Origin of the sequence: Mucilaginibacter sp. Mucisp86, from assembly GCF_047324315.1 — a bacterium.
Lineage (GTDB): Bacteria > Bacteroidota > Bacteroidia > Sphingobacteriales > Sphingobacteriaceae > Mucilaginibacter.
In genome coordinates this window covers 1,083,684-1,101,366 of the sequence record NZ_CP168503.1, presented here as the reverse complement: position 1 = coordinate 1,101,366, position 17,683 = coordinate 1,083,684, and the positions used below count along the sequence as shown (strand labels likewise).

Sequence of the window (17,683 nt, the reverse complement as noted above, 5' to 3'; positions counted from 1 at the left end):
TAATATGTTTTTTGGAAGCCTCTCCGATTATTTGGAGGGGCTTTTTTGTGTTTATATATTCTTATTGCAGAGAGGGGGCGCCTACGGAGCCAAATACAGCTTTTATAATTTTGCTATAAACACGTCACTCCTCCGGAGTGCAAATCAATTGCAAATACCTACCCCGTAGGGGTGGCGTGTTTATAGAAGAAGAGAATTAATTTCAAGGCTCCGTAGGTGCCTCCTATTGCAAAAGCGACACCATGTTTAAATTCATGTTGAAATTATTACCTTTAATTTTATGGAACATTATGATAACCGAATTGACGCCTACATTGAAAAGTCGCCAGATTTTGCAAAGCCAATTTTAAACTACCTGAGGGTTGTAGTGCACGAAGCTTCGCCCATGATAACCGAAACGATGAAATGGAGCATGCCATTTTTTGATTACAAAGGTGTGGTTTGTAATATGGCTGCCTTCAAGCAGCATTGTTCATTTGGGTTTTGGAAAGCATCGTTATTATACGATCCGCAAAAGATACTGAGCCTGGCCGATCAGGCTGCCGGTAGCTTTGGCCGCTTAACTAGTATTGATGATCTGCCGCCGAAAGAAGTGCTGATCCAGTTTATACAACAGGCATTGGCCCTAAATGAAGATAATAAACCCAGGCCTGCCTCGCAGAAAAAGACGCCTGCCCAGCGCGATGAATTAGTTGTGCCGGATTACTTTGTGAAATTTTTAGAAGCCCACCCGCAGGCCTGGCTTAATCTGAACCAGTTTAGCTACTCGCAGAAAAAGGAATATATAGAGTGGATAACTGAAGCAAAGACAGAAGCCACTCGCCTTAAACGTATGGAAACAGCTGCGGAATGGCTTACCGAGGGTAAATCAAGGCATTGGAAGTATAAATAAAAAAGGAAAAGCTTATTTTACTTTATCCAACCTCGTTGGCTTCTCGCCAGGAAAGCTAAAGAGCATATACATTTTGTTCTCTTCTGTGTGGAAGGTTATATCGGCCCGTTCGTTTTCATACATAAAAAATGATGCTTTTGCATATGGTGCAATTACCATAGGTATTGCATCATTTTGGATGAAGTATAGCTTGCCCTCAGCAACGTAAGTCCTGAATTTGTTTTTGTCATCGCCGGTTATCTGGTAATTGCCTGCGTATTGTTCCAGTTGCTTTGCAGGTATATTAATAGCCTTATGTTGTTTGCAATAGGCAAATTTTATTGCGTTTTGCATTACTTGCGCCAAAGCTGCCCCGTGCCCGGCATTTGGGGTGATTGCCGTAGCGATGTCAAGCCCTTTACAATGTTGGCTTTCCATATAGGTTTTAAATTCCTCGATATTTCTGCTGGTTAAGAGCTCAAAAGAACCTACGCCTAAAAATACCCGGCTGTTAAGATCATGATTATTGGCAAAATATTTTTTTGCCGAAGGGATTAGTTCACTGCCACTGTTACCGGGCGCCCCTATAAAGATCATGTTAAACAGGTTGGGGTGCTCAAATAAAACCATGGTTGTGAACATGCCGCCAAAAGAATAGCCATATAAGGCTTTATTATCGTTTACACGATACTTGCTTTGTATAAATGGGATTACCTCCTGTTCAATAAATGAAATGAACTTTGGCCCGCCGGTAGCAGGGTTCAGGTCACGGCTACGCTGGTTGGGGCGGTTGCCATAGCCAATGCCTACTATAAGCGCCTCGGTGGTTTCATAGTCCTGCCTGAGCATGTTAAAGCAGTTCATGGCTACGGTCATGTTCCAGTCGCCATCGGTCATGTATAATACCGGGTATTTGGTTTTGGTGGTATCATATCCCGGCGGGAAATGTACATAAATGGTATAATCCTCACCTATGGTTTTTGAATGGTAATCCCACTGCACCATGTCCTTATCAGTAAAAGGGATAGGGGTATCACTTTTAACTTGTGCGTTTACAATGTTTTTAGCAAATAAAAACACAAATAGGATTATGCTGAGTTTTAGGTTTTGTTTTGACATGGCTATATCGGTTGTGTAATGAAGATAGCCTTAATTTACAAAAGGTTACAGCGATGTTGAAATAAAAAAGCGACGGCTTGTTATAATAACTTGCAGTAAGTTATAAACGATGTCATTTCGATGGAGCAGAGGATGGGCATGAGCGGCGGCGCGAAAGAGAAATCTTCTACATCATGTAAACCGCCTTGTATAGTTTGCAAAGTATGGCGCATAAGATTTCTCCTCGTTCCTCGTCGAAATGACAATTTTTTCTATTGGGTCTAAAAATCCAGCGGCCCTAATCTTTTCATATTCTTCATGATAAGATATTGCCTGTGCTTTAAATACTTGGTAGGGTTGGTGGCCGACCACTTTAGCGGGCTCGGGAAAATAACAGCAATAGCAGCTGCTTCCTGGCGGGTTAAATCCGACGCTGATTTATGGAAATAGGCCTGCGAAGCAGCCTCAACACCATAGATGCCATCGCCCATTTCAATTTCGTTGAGATAAACCTCCATAATGCGTTTTTTACTCCAGAAAGTTTCTATCAACACAGTAAAATAAGCTTCAATGCCTTTGCGAAGTATGGAACGGCCTTCCCATAGGAAAACGTTTTTGGCTACTTGCTGTGATATAGTGCTACCGCCAATCAGTTTTTTGCTGTGCGAGTTTTTTTCAATAGCTTTTTCAATAGCATTAAAATCGAAGCCATGGTGTTCCAGGAAAGTTTGATCTTCGGCGGCAACTGCAGCACGCTTCATGTTATCGGAGATGTCGTCAAAGTCTTTCCATTTTTTATCAATCTTCCATTCCTTGCCGGCAGATTTGCGCTGAAAGCCGCGTTCAATCATCAGCCAGGTAAAAGGCGGGTTAACAAAGCGGTAAAATATCACACCCAATAAACTCAGGCCGAAAAATAGCAGAAAAGCCAGTTTAAAGATCCTGAAGATAAGTTTAGGTATGCCGTAATATTTAGAATCCGATTTTGAATTTCGTGCGTTCGACTTCGATTTCTGGTTGTTTTTACTGAAGAACTTTAACACTGCTATAATATTTCCTTATAAAAAGAGAGGGCGTTTCGCGAAAGCAAAACACCCTCTAAAATTCTAAATTTTTTCCAGAAATCCGAAATAAATATTCTTGATTTCGGATTTCGAATTTTCGATTCCGGAGTTGTTTTATTTAATTCTGATCAAAAAAAAAACAGGTGTTTTGAATTAACAAAACACCTGTTTAAATTTTTCAAAATCCGAAATCGAAACTCCGAATTCCGAAATATAATTATTCCGCTACTACTTCAAACGGAACCTGAACTTTAACTTCTTTGTGCAGGTTGATGTTGGCTACGTATTCACCAACAAATTTTGGCTCCTGGTCAAAAGTGATACGACGACGGTCAACTTCAAAACCTTCTTTTTTCAATGCATCAGCAATTTGGATAGTGTTGATTGCACCGAAGATTTTGCCAGTTTCGCCGGCTTTAGCACCAATGTTAAGTTTAACGCCTTCTAAACGGGCTGCAATAGCATCGGCATCCTTACGGATTTTCTCTTGCTTAAATTGAGCTTGTTTAAGGTTTTCAGCTAAAACTTTACGTGCACTTTCAGTAGCTAATATGGCGTAGCCTTTTGGTAAAAGGTAGTTACGGCCATAACCTGGTTTCACATTTACGATATCGTCTTTATCACCCAGGTTTTTTACATCTTGTTTTAAAATAACTTCCATTTCTTAAATCTCCTATTATTTTAATGAATCTGTAACGTAAGGTAATAAACCGATGTGACGAGCGCGTTTAACAGCTTGAGCCACTTTACGCTGGAATTTTAATGAAGTACCGGTTAAACGACGTGGTAATACTTTACCCTGATCGTTAATGAACTTTAATAAAAAGTTTGCGTCTTTGTAATCGATATACTTGATACCGTTCTTTTTGAAACGGCAGTATTTTTTACGGTTATCCTCCACTTTTGGAGCGGTAACGTATTTAATTTGTTCGTTAGCCATTAGTTTGCTGCCTCCTCTGCTTTAGCTGCTGGTTTTTTGTTGAAAGCACCGCTGCGTTTTTTGTCATTGTAAGCAATGGCATGTTTGTCCAAAGCAATGGTCAGGAAACGCAATACACGCTCATCGCGCCTTAACTCTACCTCCAATTTGTTAATTAATTCACCCGGAGCCTTAAATTCAGTTAAGTGATAGTACCCTGTAGTTTTCTTCTGGATAGGGTACGCTAATTTTCTCAAACCCCAATTATCCTCCTGGACAATTTCGGCTCCGCCATCAGTTAAGATCTTGCTAAATTTGGCATTTGCCTCTTTAGCAACTTCTTCTGAAAGCAACGGGGTTAGAACGATCACGATTTCGTACTGTTGCATTATACTTGATTTTTAATTATTTACCCGCTATTAACGGGGCTGCAAATGTACAAATAGTTTTGTGAATTTCAAATCAATGTTGATATTGGTTAATAACTATTTACGCGTTTTTTTAAAACTTATAAGGTAGTGTGTCGTTCTATCCTAAAAAACTTAAAGCTATGCAGTTACTAACAGACTTAACCGGTGTAGAAAACTCAAAAGTGCTTTCATTTGATGAGATCCTGATGTACGGGGGAGGAGATGATCCTCTTGAAGGCGACTGGAACGATCAGGAAGATGAGGATTTTGACGATATACTTGATGATAAGGAAGATCTGCATGAAATACAGGTAGATGATGATATGGGGGAACCCGATCCTGAAGATGATGATCATTTGCCCGATGATGATTTGCAATAAAGGCATCAACTGTTAGCCGCTGCAAATAATTCGTCAAGCTTTAATACAAAACCTGGTAATATCGGTGTGGTAACCTCATCCCCTGTAGTAAGTAAACGGGAGGCCTGATACCGGTTTTCAACAAGGCTGTATCTGAGAAAAGTTTTCTCGGATGGATGAATGATCCAGTATTCAAGCACCCCGTTTTCTTCGTACACTTCGTATTTGTTTTGCAATTCTTTCTTGTTATTTCCGGGCGATAAAATTTCAACCACAATATCAGGAGCCCCGAGACAACCTTTTTCATCAATTTTTAGGGGGTTACAAACCACACTGATGTCGGGTTGTACAACAGTTTGTATATCCTTATTATTTATAGAGCGTTTATTTAATCTTACGTCAAAAGGCGCATGAAATACTTTACAGGGTTTTCCTTTTAGATAATTATAAAGTTCAGCAAAAATGGCTCCTGAAATTAATTGATGCACCGATCCCGGAGCCGGACTCATTTTAAAGATCTTTCCTTTAATAAGCTCCAGTCGTTCGTCAAATGTCCACTTCAGATAGTCAGCGTAAGTGTAAGTTTTTGATACATCAAGATCGGATAATTGCATAGTTTTTCGCGCTTATTTCAAAATTAAGGTTTTTAGCGGATATGAGTGTTCAAAATTTTAGCAAAAGCGCTCTTTCACCAAATCTAATTTCTCACTACCTTAGCACTTGTGGATAATTTCATTGTTTCGGCCCGTAAGTATCGCCCGGCTACTTTTGAAACCGTTGTTGGTCAGCAACATATAACCAATACGCTCAAAAACGCTATAAAAAATAACCAGCTGGCACAGGCATTTTTGTTCTGTGGGCCGCGTGGTGTGGGTAAAACTACCTGTGCCCGGATCCTGGCTAAAACCATTAACTGTACCAATTTGCAGCCTAATGGTGAAGCCTGTGGCGAGTGTGCGTCATGCAAAGCCTTTGAAAATGGAAACTCCTTTAATGTTCACGAACTTGATGCTGCATCCAACAACTCGGTTGATGATATCCGCAGTTTAATTGAGCAGGTGAGGATTCCGCCGCAGGCAGCACGCTACAAGGTTTATATTATTGATGAGGTGCACATGTTATCGCAGGCCGCTTTTAACGCGTTCCTGAAAACGCTTGAGGAGCCGCCTCATTATGCCATATTTATATTAGCCACTACCGAAAAGCATAAAATTCTTCCAACTATTCTATCCCGCTGCCAGATCTTTGATTTTAACCGCATCAGGGTTGAGGATATGGCCGGGCACCTGGCATCAATTGCCGGTAAAGAGAATATCAGTTATGAACCGGATGGCTTGCACATTATTGCGCAAAAGGCCGACGGAGGTTTGCGCGACGCGCTTTCCATGTTCGACCAGATTGTAAGCTTTTCCGGTGGAAAAGTCACTTATCGTTCGGTTATCGATAACCTGAACATACTGGATTATGATTACTACTTTAATATAACCGAAAGCCTGCTTAAGGAGGATACCGCAAAAGTATTAGTGTTTTTTGACGAGATCCTTTCGCGCGGGTTTGACGGTGCTCATTTTATAGCGGGCCTTTCCGAACATTTCCGAAACCTGTTAGTTGGAAAAGATCAATCAACAATAAAACTGCTTGAAGTAAGCGAGGGCATCAGGACAAAATATCTGCAGCAATCGCAGCACGCATCGGTTTCGTTTTTGCTCTCGGCCATGAATATCGCCAACCAGTGCGATATCAGTTATAAGCTCAGCAAAAACCAACGGCTGCAGGTTGAGTTAGCGTTACTCAAGATGTGCCATCTGCCATCGGTATTTAACCTGGCAACCACACCGCTAACAGTAACGCCCGCTACCGACGGGGGATTAAAAAAAAAACCTGATACCTCAGCAATAACGCCTGCTAATAGCACCCCGGCAAGCCCTGCTGTATCTATAGCAAGCGAGGCCGCCCCCATATACAACACACCCGTAAAAGAAACAGCAACACCGGTTGCACAAGCAAAAGACACTTCGCCAGCCGAAAAACCCAGGATAGTAATGCCGTTGCGCAGTACGCTTACGCCTTCATTAACCGGCGAGGTAAAAACGCAGGAGCAATTACTTGAAGAGGAAGATCCTTATTTAAAAGGCGATGATAAAGAGGATTTTACCATGGATGCGTTTTTGCAATGCTGGAGTGATTTTGCAGCATACGCAAAAAAAGAAGGGAAGAAAAATCTGGTAACCATTTTTACATCCAATGCACCGCGTATGCTGAAGCCTTACGTTTTTGAGGTAATAGTAGGCAATATGGTGCAGGAAAATATTTTCAGGGATGAAAAGCCGATTATGCTTAATTATCTGCGCAGTAACCTCAAGAATTTTACTATTGAGGTAAATGCCCGGGTTGATGAGCAAAAAGTAGTACGCAAACCTTATACCGCACCCGAAAAGTTTCAGCATATGGCAGCCCGTAACCCGGAGCTGCTGGAATTAAAGAGCAGGTTTAATCTCGACTTTGATTAACTGTTGAGTTGTGTAACTAATTAAAATTTACAACTCAACAGTTAACAAAATTATTTCAGATGTTCCCTGTCGTTTTTGGGGTACCCTTCCTCGTCAAGATCATCCCGGTCATCTTCGGGCGTATGAGATAAGGCGGCATCAACAGGATCAACTTCAACACTTTCTCCATTATCAATGTGCATTCCTAATTCATCTACATCAGTTTCAAGCGAACGGTCTTCATCAAATTCGCCATCAACATCGTATGGGTTTGCTTCATCATAAGTGGAGTTAAAATCCTCGCCGTTTTTTGCTGTGGTATGATATGGATCGGGATGGTCATAATCCGGATCATCACTTTTAACGTCGTATTCGTAGCTGTTATCGTCGGGATTGTAGCTCAGATCTTCTGTATCGATTGTTTCTCCCAATTCGTCCCTCAGCGTTTCGTCGCGATCGGGGAGATCGTCATTGAAACCTGCTTCGTCAATTTGATCGTTGTTCATAGTTCTGTGTTTTTATAATATAAATATACACAGTAAAAACCCTGCCAAAAAGCAAATCAAGTTAAAAAAAAGATTTTTACTTAAAGCTTAATAATGGATTTGTTTTCGGTACGAAGTAACGCCACCGATAGCAAATTTAAAGCCTAATGTAATTTGTGAATATGCGTCATTATGAGCTCCGGCAACATAGCCGTCAAGATTATCGCCCATGATAAAGTTGTATTGATAACCCAGGTCAATTTTAACGGAAGGCTGATTGTAGCTGTTAAAAAACTTAAACTCATAACCTAACCTTACAGGTATGAATATTTCATTTGTTTTAGGTGTAAAAGGTAATACCTGGTCATGCTCCAATAAAAGGGCATCGTCTGTCCTGTACACAACGTTATTATTGATATATCCCAAACCCGAGGATACATAGAGGTTTTTAAAGGCGTTTGCAACAGCACTTTTCGAGTAGTCAATTAACTCGCCTGCCTGTACCTGCACCCTGAATGAGTAAGCACTGAAATGATTTTCAAACTGCCTTTGTGTAGCAGTATTGGGCGAACCTCCCTTTAACCGGCCTACTTCTAAATTTACTATATAATTTAAAAAGGGGCTTTGGTTGTAGGTAAAGTTAAGATTTATAGAGGGGGTTGTTTTTAGAGATTGTACATCAACCGAGCTGGCCTGATTAATACCTGCAGCAAAGCCAACATCATATTGGGCGTAATCAAAACCTATCTGGGCTTTTGCTAAAAATGATACGGAACACAACAGGATTATAATGGAGGTTTTTAGTATGAGTTTTATCATAATGAACGATAACTCCGGCTAAATGGAGTTTGTTTTATGGTAAGCGTTTTTATTTTATAAAAATAGCACCAAAGTTTATAAAAACAACAATGCTGGTAGTAATAATTGTCATTATAACGAAATCTATAATTTTTCATTGCATTATTTGATAAAATTGATAAAGTCAATTTTATATATTTGGCCGTTTGTATAACAAAAACCACATCAGGCATGTCAAAAATAAAAGTAGAGAATCCGGTAGTTGAACTGGATGGCGATGAAATGACCCGAATTATCTGGAAATTCATCAAAGACAAATTGATTACCCCGTATCTTGATCTTGATATCAAATACTATGACTTGGGTATCGAGTACCGCGACCAAACCGACGACCAGGTAACTATTGACGCAGCTAACGCTATTAAACAATATGGCGTTGGTATCAAATGCGCTACTATTACTCCCGACGAAGCAAGGGTTGCTGAGTTTGGGTTAAAACAAATGTGGAAATCACCAAACGGAACTATCCGTAACATCCTGGATGGTACAGTTTTTCGTGAGCCGATCGTTATGTCAAATGTACCTCGTTTGGTACCTAACTGGACAGCTCCTATCTGTATCGGTCGTCATGCTTTTGGTGATCAGTACCGTGCTACTGATTTCTTAACCAAAGGTAAAGGTAAACTTACTGTTAAGTTTACTCCTGAAGATGGAGGCCCTGAGCAATCATACGAAGTATTTAACTTCAAAGGTGATGGTGTTGCATTAACCATGTACAATACCGATGAGTCTATCAGAGGTTTTGCTCATGCCTGCTTTAACCAGGCTTTAATGAAAGGCTGGCCTTTATACCTTTCAACCAAAAATACCATCCTTAAAAAATATGATGGCCGCTTCAAAGATATTTTTGAAGAGATCTATCAAAATGATTACAAACAGAAGTTTGACGCTGCTGGCATCACTTACGAGCACCGCTTAATTGATGACATGGTTGCGTCGGCCCTGAAATGGAACGGTAACTTTGTTTGGGCTTGTAAAAACTATGACGGCGACGTACAGTCTGATACTGTAGCACAAGGCTTTGGTTCATTGGGTTTAATGACCTCAACTTTGGTTACCCCGGATGGTACCGTAATGGAAGCCGAAGCTGCCCATGGTACAGTAACCCGTCACTATCGTGACCACCAGGCTGGTAAACCAACTTCAACTAACCCGATTGCATCTATCTTTGCATGGACAAGAGGTTTAGAGTTCCGTGGTATCCTGGATAAAAACCAGGAGTTGATCGATTTCTGTAAAGCTTTGGAAGAAGTTTGTATCGAAACTGTTGAGAGCGGCAAAATGACCAAAGATTTGGCCATCACTATTAAACCTAAAGTAGAGCACGGTACCGATTACCTGTACACTGAAGAGTTTTTAGCTGCAATTGACGAGAACCTGAAAAAGCGCTTAGGTAAGTAATTTTAAGACTGCTTAATATGAAGAAGCCCGTGCATGAGCATGGGCTTTTTTGTTATACAACATATTAAGTAAATCAATTTAGCATTTTCAATTAAACATTTAACTCCTAACTTAGCAGGCAAAATACATAAACACTATGTCGGCATTATATCCATTAAAATTTAAAACCATTTATAAAGACAAGATATGGGGCGGTCAAAAGATCAAAACCTATTTGCATAAGGATTTTGGCAGCCTGCCAAACTGCGGCGAAACCTGGGAGATATCAGGCGTAAAATCTGATGTTTCGGTTGTGGCTTCCGGCTCGCTTGAAGGTGAATCATTAGCTGATTTACTGGAGCAATACAAAGATGAGTTGGTTGGTAAAAAGGTTTATGATCACTTCGGTAATATCTTTCCTTTATTGGTAAAATTTATTGATGCCAATGATGACCTTTCGGTACAGGTGCACCCTGATGATAAACTGGCTAAAGAGCGCCATAACTCATTTGGTAAAACCGAAATGTGGTATATCATCGAGGCCGATCCGGGTTCGACATTGATTACCGGTTTTAACCAGGACATGACCGAGCAAAAATATGTAGACGCTTTAAACAGCGGCCATATCATGGATATTCTGAACAGGGAAGAAGCAGTTGCTGACGACGTTTTCTTTTTACCGGCAGGCAGGGTACATACAATAGGTAAAGGTTTACTGATTGCCGAAATTCAGCAAACATCTGATATCACTTATCGTATTTACGATTTTGACCGCGTTGATGATAAAGGTAACAAACGCGAGTTGCATACAGAAGAGGCTCTTGCTGCTATAGATTACAGGCATTATCCCGAATACAAAACGTTATACGAGCCTAAAGAAAATGAAACCGTAAAACTGGTTAGCTGCCCGTACTTTACAACCAATGTGCTTGATTTTGATGAAAGTACGTCGAAAGACTATTCGGCACTTGATTCATTTGTGATCCATGTTTGTGTTGAAGGCGGATATACCGTAAAATATAACAATGAAGCGTACGCCGTTAAAATGGGCGAATGTATCCTGTTGCCAAAAAGCATCGATAAAATTGAGCTGGAAACAACAGGCGGCTTTAAAATACTTGAAAGTTATATTGAATAATCCAGTGTTGATACACCTGCCTGTATGAAAAAAAGATTATTATTCTTAAGCCTGATTTTAACAATATTATTTGCCGGTAATAGCTGCAAGAAAGAAAACAGCAATCCTAAAAGCGCATTTGCCGGTAAATATGTTCTTGTTTCTGAAACTAATTTGAACATTGGAACAGGTGTATCTGAAACGTATACAAGTACAGCTTCACCTTGTATGAGCGATAACCAAACCACGCTTAAAGATGATGGAACATGGGCTGCGGCTTATGTGGGAGCTGAGGATTGCTACGTTTCAAGAACTCCGGATAGTTTCACAATTATTGGATCGAAAGGTGAATCCACTACTGGCAATTGGACAATAAGTGGTAGTAGCAGAATAAAGTTTACCTTTTCAGGTAGCAATACTTCGTACGGTCAATTGAGCAATGCAGGAGGGAAGGTTCAACTTACATTTAAAGATACCTCTCAATACTTTATATCCACATCGGTTTTAGTTAAGCAATAAAAGAAATACGGAGCATTTATTATGTTCCGTATTTCATTATGTTTTCATTTGCCTGCCGAATAGTTTGATCAAAAATTTCTGTAAGATGGTTGGTTTTTACCGGCTTGAAAATATAGTCGGTAATTTCAGAAATATTTTTACCCCGGTGAATATCATTCAGATCAACTGATGAGCTCACGATATAAACTGCAATATTTTTCCCTAATCGGGGCTTTATTTTCGCAAATTCATTCATAAACTCCCATCCATCCATAACCGGCATATTAATATCCAGTAATATTACATCTGGTAGGTTATGATCTTCGTTCGCTTTTTCTAATGCAACAATGGCTTCTTCTCCATTTATAAAATGGCTAAGCCGGGTATTCAGTTCCTTTATACCTATTAATTTTTTTAAGCCGTAAACATAAATACTATCATCATCCACAATCCAGGTGTTAACCGGATTTCGCTCTGCAATCATCTCCCGTTAATTTAATTATGCCAGTCTGATAGTAAATTTTGTGCCAACATTTACTGTGCTGTCAACTTTGATACTGCCGCCTAATGCTTCGATCTGGTTACGGGTAATAAACAGGCCAATGCCTTTAGCATCGGTATTTTGGTGAAAGGTTTTGTACATACCAAAAATCTTATCACCATAGCGCTCCAGGTCAATACCGAGGCCATTATCTTCAAAAATCAGATAAATGTGATTTCCTTCTGTTAAAGTGTAGCATTTTATAACAGGCTGCCTGTCGGGGTGGCTGTATTTTAACGAATTGGTGAGCAGGTTTTGCAAAATACTTTCCATGTAGGCCGGGATATAGCTAATCTCGGGGCATTGCGTAAAGTCACCTTCAATGCGGGCGTTTATAGCTTCAATGTTATTCTTTAACGCCGAGCAGATATTTTTGAACATCGGCTCCAATTCAACTATTTTCCGCTCTTTGGTAATTTCTGTTTGGATCTTAACTATTTCGTTAATGTGTTCAATAGTAAGATCCAGGCTATCACTGATGGTTTTGATATGCGAAAAGATCTCCTCCCGTTCTTCACTTGTTTCGGTTTGTTCAAACAGGTTTACCATAAACTGAAGATTACCTGTATGCGAGCGAAGGTTGTGAGATACAATGTACGCAAAGTTTTGCAAGCGGCGGTTTTGGTCGGTCAGTAAATTTATCGACTGCTCAAGTTTCAGCAGTTTTCTTTTTTCGCTGTCGATATCCTGCACAATGCCTTTAATAGAAGTACATTTGCCGAAATGGTTAATTACGGGTATGCCCTTTACCTTCAACCATAACATATTGTTTTTGGCCGAGCGCAGTAGTAAATTAATGTCAAAGGGCCGGCTATGCTCAAAGGTAAGGTTAATAGCATTTTGCAAAACAGGCCGGTATGGCGGCTCAAAAAAGCTAATAAACTCTTCAACACTAAGGTTTAAGTGATTTTGAAGATCAAATAAGTCATATACCTGTGTTGACAGCTCAATGGTGCCAGTGCTTTGGGCATTAATCTCCCAGCTCCCAAGGCGTGCCGTTTTAAAGGCATCATCATTAATAACCTGGTTGTGTGCCGATAATAGGTCGTTATGTTTGTAACGGTTGATGTTTACAAGCGAACCGTAAGCTATACAGCCATGCTCATTGTCCTGTTTCCTAATGGTGGTTTCAAACCACTGGTATCCATTTTTTTTTGTTAAAAAGCGTAATTGCAGCGGAGGGGCATTTTCGGTAATCCGGTTATTGATGGCGTTAAGGAAAACCGGTTTATCACCATGATAAAGTAAATGCTCAAAAAAAGTATAGGCATTGCATTCAATTTCATTTAATTGAAAATCCAATACCTTATAAAAGCCTGTCGACCACTTTACTTCCTTTGTATTGAAATTATACTTCCAGATACCCGTATCCAGATCATTGATCAAAGGGGTAAGATATATATCATCGCCAGAAAGTTTACCCTTTTCCGAAAAACTCATATCAACAATCCGTTCACTAATTCAATTTGTTTTTTGACACATGCTTATTACTAAAATATGTGCCACGATTTAAAGTTTTTAAGTTTACAACCATCAGTTGTTTGGCTGTGACTTTCCTCCCATTCATTATTCCACATTTGCTCAGCCTCAAATATAATATTTTTGATACTTTATAATGTATTCTTTTACTGGTATTTACGGTTTTTAAAATATCTTGCTATATGTACTCCTAATTGAAGTAATATTTTGTAAAATAACCTGTACTGTACTTAAATACATTAAGAGTTGAAGATATCTTCAATAAAACACTCCGATGTAATTTGATTGTAAAAAATGGTGGGCACTAAGTTAGTGAATATGGGTGAACTATTATTGAGTATTATAATGTCCTATTTTACAGGCAATTTATCTGCATTTAATTTTATGGAAAAATATTATATATTCTATTTGCTTATTAGTTCATTAAGTGCATTATTGGCAATCCATTTTGCTGATTTGGCGGGTTGGTTATAAATATTTCTTGCAGTATTAATAGCTTTAACCTTTAGTGTAATATTTCGTTTGCCTATTTGACGTAAAGCCCAGTTAACGGCCTTTTTAACAAAATTCCGGTTATCCCAGGCTTCCCGCTCCATGATGGGGAACAGGTTTATAAATACTTCATCTGGTGCAGTTTTAATGTGGATGGCGTATTCGGCCATCAAAACAAAGCCGGCACGTTTCACAAACTCCTCTTCCTGACTACTATATTCAATAGCCTTATCAATGGCGAACGGGGTACGGTCAAAGAGATTGCCGCAAACCTGGTCGCAAATGTCCCAGGAGTAAAAATCGCTTACCCATTTATCCATCAATTGAGGTGTAACCTGTTGAGGGTCGGCTATCATGGAGGCCAGCATCCTGGCTTCATGTATTTGTGTATCCCAAAGGCCTAACGCCAGGTCATGGTCTTTTTTAATGACTTTTGCTAGCTTACGGATCTCGGGTAGCCTTACACCTAAAGCTTTTGAACTATCAATCCCAAAGCGGGCCATCCCTTTTAAATAGGTAGCGTCAGCTTTTTCTTTAAGCTGTTCAAGTACAAATTGTACGGCATCCATTTAGTTAGTCATGCTTTTCTTTTGAAGGGTGTTATGTATGGGCACAACCTGCATCAGGGCAGCGCTGCAATAAAAAGGGTGCAGCTCCATCACTAAAGCCCCTGCTTTGATAGCCGGGTCGGTTTCGGTAAGTTTTTGGGCTTCCTCTACAGTTTCTACATTAAAAATAAAAATGCCACGTAAGGGCTGGTTGTCCAAAAACGGACCGGCTACTACCAGCTTGCCCTCGGCAGCAAGCCTGCCAATATTTTTAAGGTGCGCCATTTGCAGCTGCATGTTAGCAGCCGAATCTTTCAGTTGCGTTGGGCCTTCTTTCAGGAAGGCCATTACATATTTTTTCATGCCATAATCATCGGCACCAAGCTTTTTTGCAAGGGCGGCATCGTAAACGGGTTTGGCGGATGGTGAACTTTGGGCTAAGCAGTTAACACTTAGTATGGCAGCGGTAAGGATAAGTAAAGCTTTTTTCATAAAATCGTTAATTAGTTATACCAAATATAACCTAATGGCTGCCAAATAAAAAGCCGGGCAAATGCCCGGCTTAAAAGCCTATACAGTACAGTATTTTATGTTAGTTGCTGAACTTTTTATTTGTTCCGCTCTTCTCGTAAAAAGCTTTATAGTCTTTGATGTTCAGCATATCATAAATGGCCTGCTTTTTATCCGGACTGTTATCATAGTAGCCCTTGCAGATCTGGTAACCAACCCAATAACCCAGATCGGCTGGTTTATCTGCAGTTTCCTGATTGGAGTTGGCTATCCAATTGTAGCCACGCTTTAAATACATTTCTTTTTCAAAATCGGTCCATATTTGTTTTTCGCGTCCTTTTGCCCACACATGGAGGCGCTCGTTAGCAGTATGGCCAGAAATCAGTTCGCCCAAAAAGTCGGCCATGCCTTCAACCAAAACGGCCCGGAGTAGTGTGGTATCGCCGCCTAACATGCCATCCTGGTTAAAGTGAATAAGTTCGTGAGCTACAAGGTTAGGAATGTAATCAAGCTTACCAAAGTTGTTATTTTCCCAAAGGGTAAGTTCATCTACCGGTATATCAGGCGTACGAACTGCCTGGTCAAGGCCAATGAGCAGGCCATTATCTGATGAAGTGCCTCCCGATGAAAATGCACCGATTACAAAATATACATCCGGGAATTTAGCCTGCGGGTAAAGCTCTTTAAGTTTTACAAACGATGCCATCATCTGCGGCTTTTGTTTATCAACCGTATAGGTGTTTTTGCGGATGGCCGCATAAAACTTTTGCTTTTTATCATGACCTTTTACAAAGTTTTTCATATGTATAACTTTGTATGCAAAATAATCCTGCAAGCCTGCTGATCCAGGGTCAACATAATATTGTTTGTAAATTTTAAGCCGGTTGGCTGTGTCTTTTTGAGCACGGTCATAAGCCGTCCAGAAGTTTTTAATATCGCTGGTTACAAGTTTGGCTTTTAAGGGATCATCGGTGAATCCTTTAGCCTGCTTTTCTAAGGAGTTGAGCAGCGGTCGCCATTCGGGCATTTGATGTAGTGAATTCAGGTCCGAATCTGTTACCAGGTGTGCTGCATTTTTATAGCCGCTATTAATAGCTAATTTCAATATGAACATTGCGCTGTCGGCTTTACCCGAAAGGGCATAGCAGCAAGCAGCGTTGTAATAATCGCCGGTGGCCGAAGCTTTAAATTCGGCTTGTTTGGCCGATTGCAGGTAACAATTCCCTGCTTGAATGAAGTTTTTTGCCTCGTATAGGCTATCGCCTTTACTACTCAGGCTTTTTTGCCCAAAAACAGTTGGGCTTAATAAGATAAAGATGTAGGTTAAATATTTACGCATGGACTAAAAGTAACAATTGAAAACAAAAAAGCCGGGCAAGGCCCGGCTTATAATCATAAATCACTATCTAAAAATCCGAAATCAAAGATTTCCTCTCGCTTCCTGCTCGCGTTCAATTGCTTCAAACAGGGCTTTAAAATTGCCCGCCCCGAATGATTTTGCGCCCTTGCGTTGGATGATCTCGAAGAATAGTGTAGGTCTGTCTTCAACAGGTTTGGTAAAGATCTGCAGCAGGTAGCCCTCGTCATCACGATCAACCAGGATGCCTAAACGTTTCAGGGGCTCGAGGTCTTCATCTATATGACCAACGCGATCAATCAGGTCATCATAATAAGTTGAGGGTACGGTTAAAAACTCAACGCCACGGTTTTGCAGTTCGGTAACGGTTGCTACAATATCATGGGTAGCGAGGGCAAGATGTTGTACACCTTCGTCCTCATAAAATTCAAGATATTCCTCAATTTGTGATTTCTTCTTGCCCTCGGCAGGCTCGTTGATCGGGAATTTTACAAAGCCGTTCCCGTTGCTCATTACCTTGCTCATTAAAGCCGAATACTCTGTCGAGATCATTTTATCATCAAAGGTGAGGATGTTACGGAAGCCTAAAACTTCTTCATAAAAATTAACCCACTCGTTCATTTTATGCCAGCCTACATTGCCTACGCAATGGTCAACATATAACAGTCCGGCATCTGTTGGGTTATAATTACTTTCCAGTTTTTGATAGCCGGGTAAAAACAAACCTTTGTAGTTTTTACGCTCAACAAACATGTGCACGGTTTCGCCATATAATTTAATGCCGCTCGTACGCACTTCGCCATGCTCGTCAGTTAAGGTTTGTGGTTGCTGATAAGGTTCGGCGCCACGTTTAGTGGTTTGTTCAAAAGCATCATAAGCGTCATCAACCCAAAGTGCCAGCACTTTTACACCATCGCCATGTTTTTTAATATGCTCGGCAATGGGGTGTTCGGAGTGTAGGGGAGTGGTAAGTACAATTCTGATCTTACCCTGCTGCAAAACGTATGATGCTCTGTCGCGTACGCCGGTTTCGGGGCCGGCATAGGCCAGGTTCTGAAAGCCAAAAGCGGTTTTATAATAATGGGCCGCCTGCTTGGCATTGCCTACATAAAATTCAACGTAATCCGTACCGTTTAGGGGCAGGAAATCGGTTGTGATTGGTTGTTTATCTAAAGTTTGAGTGTGCATTTTAATGAATTTAAATATGT

20 protein-coding genes are annotated in these 17,683 nt (G+C 40.4%); 6 read left to right on the top strand and 14 right to left on the bottom strand.

Translation table 11 applies throughout. The features are described 5' to 3' along the window. Positions 1 to 280 precede the first annotated feature (280 nt). Complete coding sequence (locus ACEN9X_RS04445; protein WP_413669265.1) at positions 281 to 892, top strand: YdeI/OmpD-associated family protein; 612 nt, start codon at positions 281 to 283, stop codon at positions 890 to 892. 12 nt (positions 893 to 904) lie between these two features. Here ACEN9X_RS04445 and ACEN9X_RS04440 read toward each other — a convergent pair whose 3' ends face one another. The 5 genes from ACEN9X_RS04440 to rpsF all read right to left on the bottom strand — a co-directional run bounded on the left by ACEN9X_RS04440 (position 905) and on the right by rpsF (position 4,341). Next, entirely contained in the window at positions 905 to 1,990 is a 1,086-nt protein-coding gene (locus ACEN9X_RS04440; RefSeq protein WP_413669264.1) for an alpha/beta hydrolase, read from the bottom strand. Positions 1,991 to 2,250: 260 nt separating this feature from the next. Continuing rightward, positions 2,251 to 2,919 (bottom strand): monofunctional biosynthetic peptidoglycan transglycosylase, encoded by a 669-nt coding sequence (gene mtgA / locus ACEN9X_RS04435; protein WP_394339793.1) that lies wholly within the window; start codon positions 2,917 to 2,919, stop codon positions 2,251 to 2,253. 331 nt (positions 2,920 to 3,250) lie between these two features. Next, positions 3,251 to 3,694, bottom strand: coding sequence for a 50S ribosomal protein L9 (gene rplI / locus ACEN9X_RS04430; RefSeq protein WP_090528515.1), 444 nt, complete (start codon positions 3,692 to 3,694; stop codon positions 3,251 to 3,253). 15 nt (positions 3,695 to 3,709) lie between these two features. After that, complete coding sequence (rpsR, locus tag ACEN9X_RS04425; protein ID WP_022833472.1) at positions 3,710 to 3,973, bottom strand: 30S ribosomal protein S18; 264 nt, start codon at positions 3,971 to 3,973, stop codon at positions 3,710 to 3,712. After that, positions 3,973 to 4,341, bottom strand: a complete 369-nt coding sequence (rpsF, locus tag ACEN9X_RS04420; protein WP_091218122.1) for a 30S ribosomal protein S6 — start codon at positions 4,339 to 4,341, stop codon at positions 3,973 to 3,975. Before rpsF ends, rpsR begins: the two co-directional genes overlap by 1 nt. A gap of 161 nt (positions 4,342 to 4,502) precedes the next feature. On the opposite strand from rpsF, the gene ACEN9X_RS04415 reads away from it, so the two are divergent. Continuing rightward, entirely contained in the window at positions 4,503 to 4,742 is a 240-nt protein-coding gene (locus tag ACEN9X_RS04415) for a hypothetical protein (RefSeq protein ID WP_413669263.1), read from the top strand. 5 nt (positions 4,743 to 4,747) lie between these two features. On the opposite strand, the gene ACEN9X_RS04410 is transcribed toward ACEN9X_RS04415, so the two are convergent. Then, positions 4,748 to 5,335, bottom strand: coding sequence for a Uma2 family endonuclease (locus ACEN9X_RS04410; protein ID WP_413669262.1), 588 nt, complete (start codon positions 5,333 to 5,335; stop codon positions 4,748 to 4,750). A 108-nt stretch (positions 5,336 to 5,443) separates the two neighbouring features. Here ACEN9X_RS04410 and ACEN9X_RS04405 point away from each other — a divergent pair, with 108 nt between their 5' ends. Further along, positions 5,444 to 7,231 (top strand): DNA polymerase III subunit gamma/tau, encoded by a 1,788-nt coding sequence (locus ACEN9X_RS04405; RefSeq protein ID WP_413669261.1) that lies wholly within the window; start codon positions 5,444 to 5,446, stop codon positions 7,229 to 7,231. A gap of 50 nt (positions 7,232 to 7,281) precedes the next feature. Here ACEN9X_RS04405 and ACEN9X_RS04400 read toward each other — a convergent pair whose 3' ends face one another. Both ACEN9X_RS04400 and ACEN9X_RS04395 read right to left on the bottom strand, forming a co-directional pair. After that, positions 7,282 to 7,716 carry a hypothetical protein gene (locus tag ACEN9X_RS04400; RefSeq protein WP_413669260.1) on the bottom strand — a complete coding sequence of 145 codons (435 nt, stop codon included), beginning with the start codon at positions 7,714 to 7,716 and terminating at the stop codon, positions 7,282 to 7,284. A gap of 87 nt (positions 7,717 to 7,803) precedes the next feature. Beyond that, positions 7,804 to 8,514, bottom strand: a complete 711-nt coding sequence (locus tag ACEN9X_RS04395; RefSeq protein WP_413669259.1) for a hypothetical protein — start codon at positions 8,512 to 8,514, stop codon at positions 7,804 to 7,806. Between the two features lie 210 nt (positions 8,515 to 8,724). Here ACEN9X_RS04395 and ACEN9X_RS04390 point away from each other — a divergent pair, with 210 nt between their 5' ends. The 3 genes from ACEN9X_RS04390 (at position 8,725) to ACEN9X_RS04380 (ending at position 11,569) form a co-directional block, all read left to right on the top strand. Then, positions 8,725 to 9,954 carry an NADP-dependent isocitrate dehydrogenase gene (locus ACEN9X_RS04390; RefSeq protein WP_413669258.1) on the top strand — a complete coding sequence of 410 codons (1,230 nt, stop codon included), beginning with the start codon at positions 8,725 to 8,727 and terminating at the stop codon, positions 9,952 to 9,954. A gap of 136 nt (positions 9,955 to 10,090) precedes the next feature. Further along, positions 10,091 to 11,071 (top strand): type I phosphomannose isomerase catalytic subunit, encoded by a 981-nt coding sequence (locus ACEN9X_RS04385; RefSeq protein WP_413669257.1) that lies wholly within the window; start codon positions 10,091 to 10,093, stop codon positions 11,069 to 11,071. A gap of 24 nt (positions 11,072 to 11,095) precedes the next feature. Then, the gene (locus ACEN9X_RS04380) at positions 11,096 to 11,569 is read left to right on the top strand and encodes a hypothetical protein (RefSeq protein ID WP_413669256.1); all 474 of its coding nucleotides are present in this window, start codon (positions 11,096 to 11,098) and stop codon (positions 11,567 to 11,569) included. A 19-nt stretch (positions 11,570 to 11,588) separates the two neighbouring features. Here ACEN9X_RS04380 and ACEN9X_RS04375 read toward each other — a convergent pair whose 3' ends face one another. The 6 genes from ACEN9X_RS04375 to hppD form a co-directional block, all read right to left on the bottom strand. After that, a complete protein-coding gene (locus ACEN9X_RS04375) occupies positions 11,589 to 12,032 on the bottom strand; it encodes a two-component system response regulator (protein WP_413669255.1) in 444 nt (147 codons plus the stop codon). A gap of 15 nt (positions 12,033 to 12,047) precedes the next feature. Then, the gene (locus tag ACEN9X_RS04370) at positions 12,048 to 13,529 is read right to left on the bottom strand and encodes a sensor histidine kinase (RefSeq protein WP_413669254.1); all 1,482 of its coding nucleotides are present in this window, start codon (positions 13,527 to 13,529) and stop codon (positions 12,048 to 12,050) included. A 443-nt stretch (positions 13,530 to 13,972) separates the two neighbouring features. Then, positions 13,973 to 14,629 (bottom strand): DNA alkylation repair protein, encoded by a 657-nt coding sequence (locus ACEN9X_RS04365; protein ID WP_413669253.1) that lies wholly within the window; start codon positions 14,627 to 14,629, stop codon positions 13,973 to 13,975. After that, positions 14,630 to 15,100: a YciI family protein gene (locus tag ACEN9X_RS04360; protein WP_413669252.1), complete on the bottom strand. Its 471-nt coding sequence runs from the start codon at positions 15,098 to 15,100 to the stop codon at positions 14,630 to 14,632. 100 nt (positions 15,101 to 15,200) lie between these two features. Beyond that, complete coding sequence (locus tag ACEN9X_RS04355; RefSeq protein ID WP_413669251.1) at positions 15,201 to 16,457, bottom strand: TPR end-of-group domain-containing protein; 1,257 nt, start codon at positions 16,455 to 16,457, stop codon at positions 15,201 to 15,203. Positions 16,458 to 16,538: 81 nt separating this feature from the next. Then, positions 16,539 to 17,663 (bottom strand): 4-hydroxyphenylpyruvate dioxygenase, encoded by a 1,125-nt coding sequence (hppD, locus tag ACEN9X_RS04350; RefSeq protein WP_413669250.1) that lies wholly within the window; start codon positions 17,661 to 17,663, stop codon positions 16,539 to 16,541. Positions 17,664 to 17,683: the final 20 nt, after the last annotated feature.

Excerpts from the sequence above, each read along its gene's own strand:
- rpsR (WP_022833472.1), bottom strand. The coding sequence starts at position 3,973 with ATGGCTAACGAACAAATTAAATACGTTACCGCTCCAAAAGTGGAGGAT.
- ACEN9X_RS04440 (WP_413669264.1), bottom strand. The coding sequence starts at position 1,990 with ATGTCAAAACAAAACCTAAAACTCAGCATAATCCTATTTGTGTTTTTA.
- ACEN9X_RS04390 (WP_413669258.1), top strand. The coding sequence starts at position 8,725 with ATGTCAAAAATAAAAGTAGAGAATCCGGTAGTTGAACTGGATGGCGAT.
- hppD (WP_413669250.1), bottom strand. The coding sequence starts at position 17,663 with ATGCACACTCAAACTTTAGATAAACAACCAATCACAACCGATTTCCTG.
- ACEN9X_RS04385 (WP_413669257.1), top strand. The coding sequence starts at position 10,091 with ATGTCGGCATTATATCCATTAAAATTTAAAACCATTTATAAAGACAAG.
- ACEN9X_RS04355 (WP_413669251.1), bottom strand. The coding sequence starts at position 16,457 with ATGCGTAAATATTTAACCTACATCTTTATCTTATTAAGCCCAACTGTT.
- ACEN9X_RS04360 (WP_413669252.1), bottom strand. The coding sequence starts at position 15,100 with ATGAAAAAAGCTTTACTTATCCTTACCGCTGCCATACTAAGTGTTAAC.
- ACEN9X_RS04410 (WP_413669262.1), bottom strand. The coding sequence starts at position 5,335 with ATGCAATTATCCGATCTTGATGTATCAAAAACTTACACTTACGCTGAC.
- ACEN9X_RS04365 (WP_413669253.1), bottom strand. The coding sequence starts at position 14,629 with ATGGATGCCGTACAATTTGTACTTGAACAGCTTAAAGAAAAAGCTGAC.
- ACEN9X_RS04395 (WP_413669259.1), bottom strand. The coding sequence starts at position 8,514 with ATGATAAAACTCATACTAAAAACCTCCATTATAATCCTGTTGTGTTCC.
- ACEN9X_RS04415 (WP_413669263.1), top strand. The coding sequence starts at position 4,503 with ATGCAGTTACTAACAGACTTAACCGGTGTAGAAAACTCAAAAGTGCTT.
- ACEN9X_RS04445 (WP_413669265.1), top strand. The coding sequence starts at position 281 with ATGGAACATTATGATAACCGAATTGACGCCTACATTGAAAAGTCGCCA.
- rpsF (WP_091218122.1), bottom strand. The coding sequence starts at position 4,341 with ATGCAACAGTACGAAATCGTGATCGTTCTAACCCCGTTGCTTTCAGAA.
- rplI (WP_090528515.1), bottom strand. The coding sequence starts at position 3,694 with ATGGAAGTTATTTTAAAACAAGATGTAAAAAACCTGGGTGATAAAGAC.
- ACEN9X_RS04380 (WP_413669256.1), top strand. The coding sequence starts at position 11,096 with ATGAAAAAAAGATTATTATTCTTAAGCCTGATTTTAACAATATTATTT.
- ACEN9X_RS04400 (WP_413669260.1), bottom strand. The coding sequence starts at position 7,716 with ATGAACAACGATCAAATTGACGAAGCAGGTTTCAATGACGATCTCCCC.
- ACEN9X_RS04370 (WP_413669254.1), bottom strand. The coding sequence starts at position 13,529 with ATGAGTTTTTCGGAAAAGGGTAAACTTTCTGGCGATGATATATATCTT.
- ACEN9X_RS04375 (WP_413669255.1), bottom strand. The coding sequence starts at position 12,032 with ATGATTGCAGAGCGAAATCCGGTTAACACCTGGATTGTGGATGATGAT.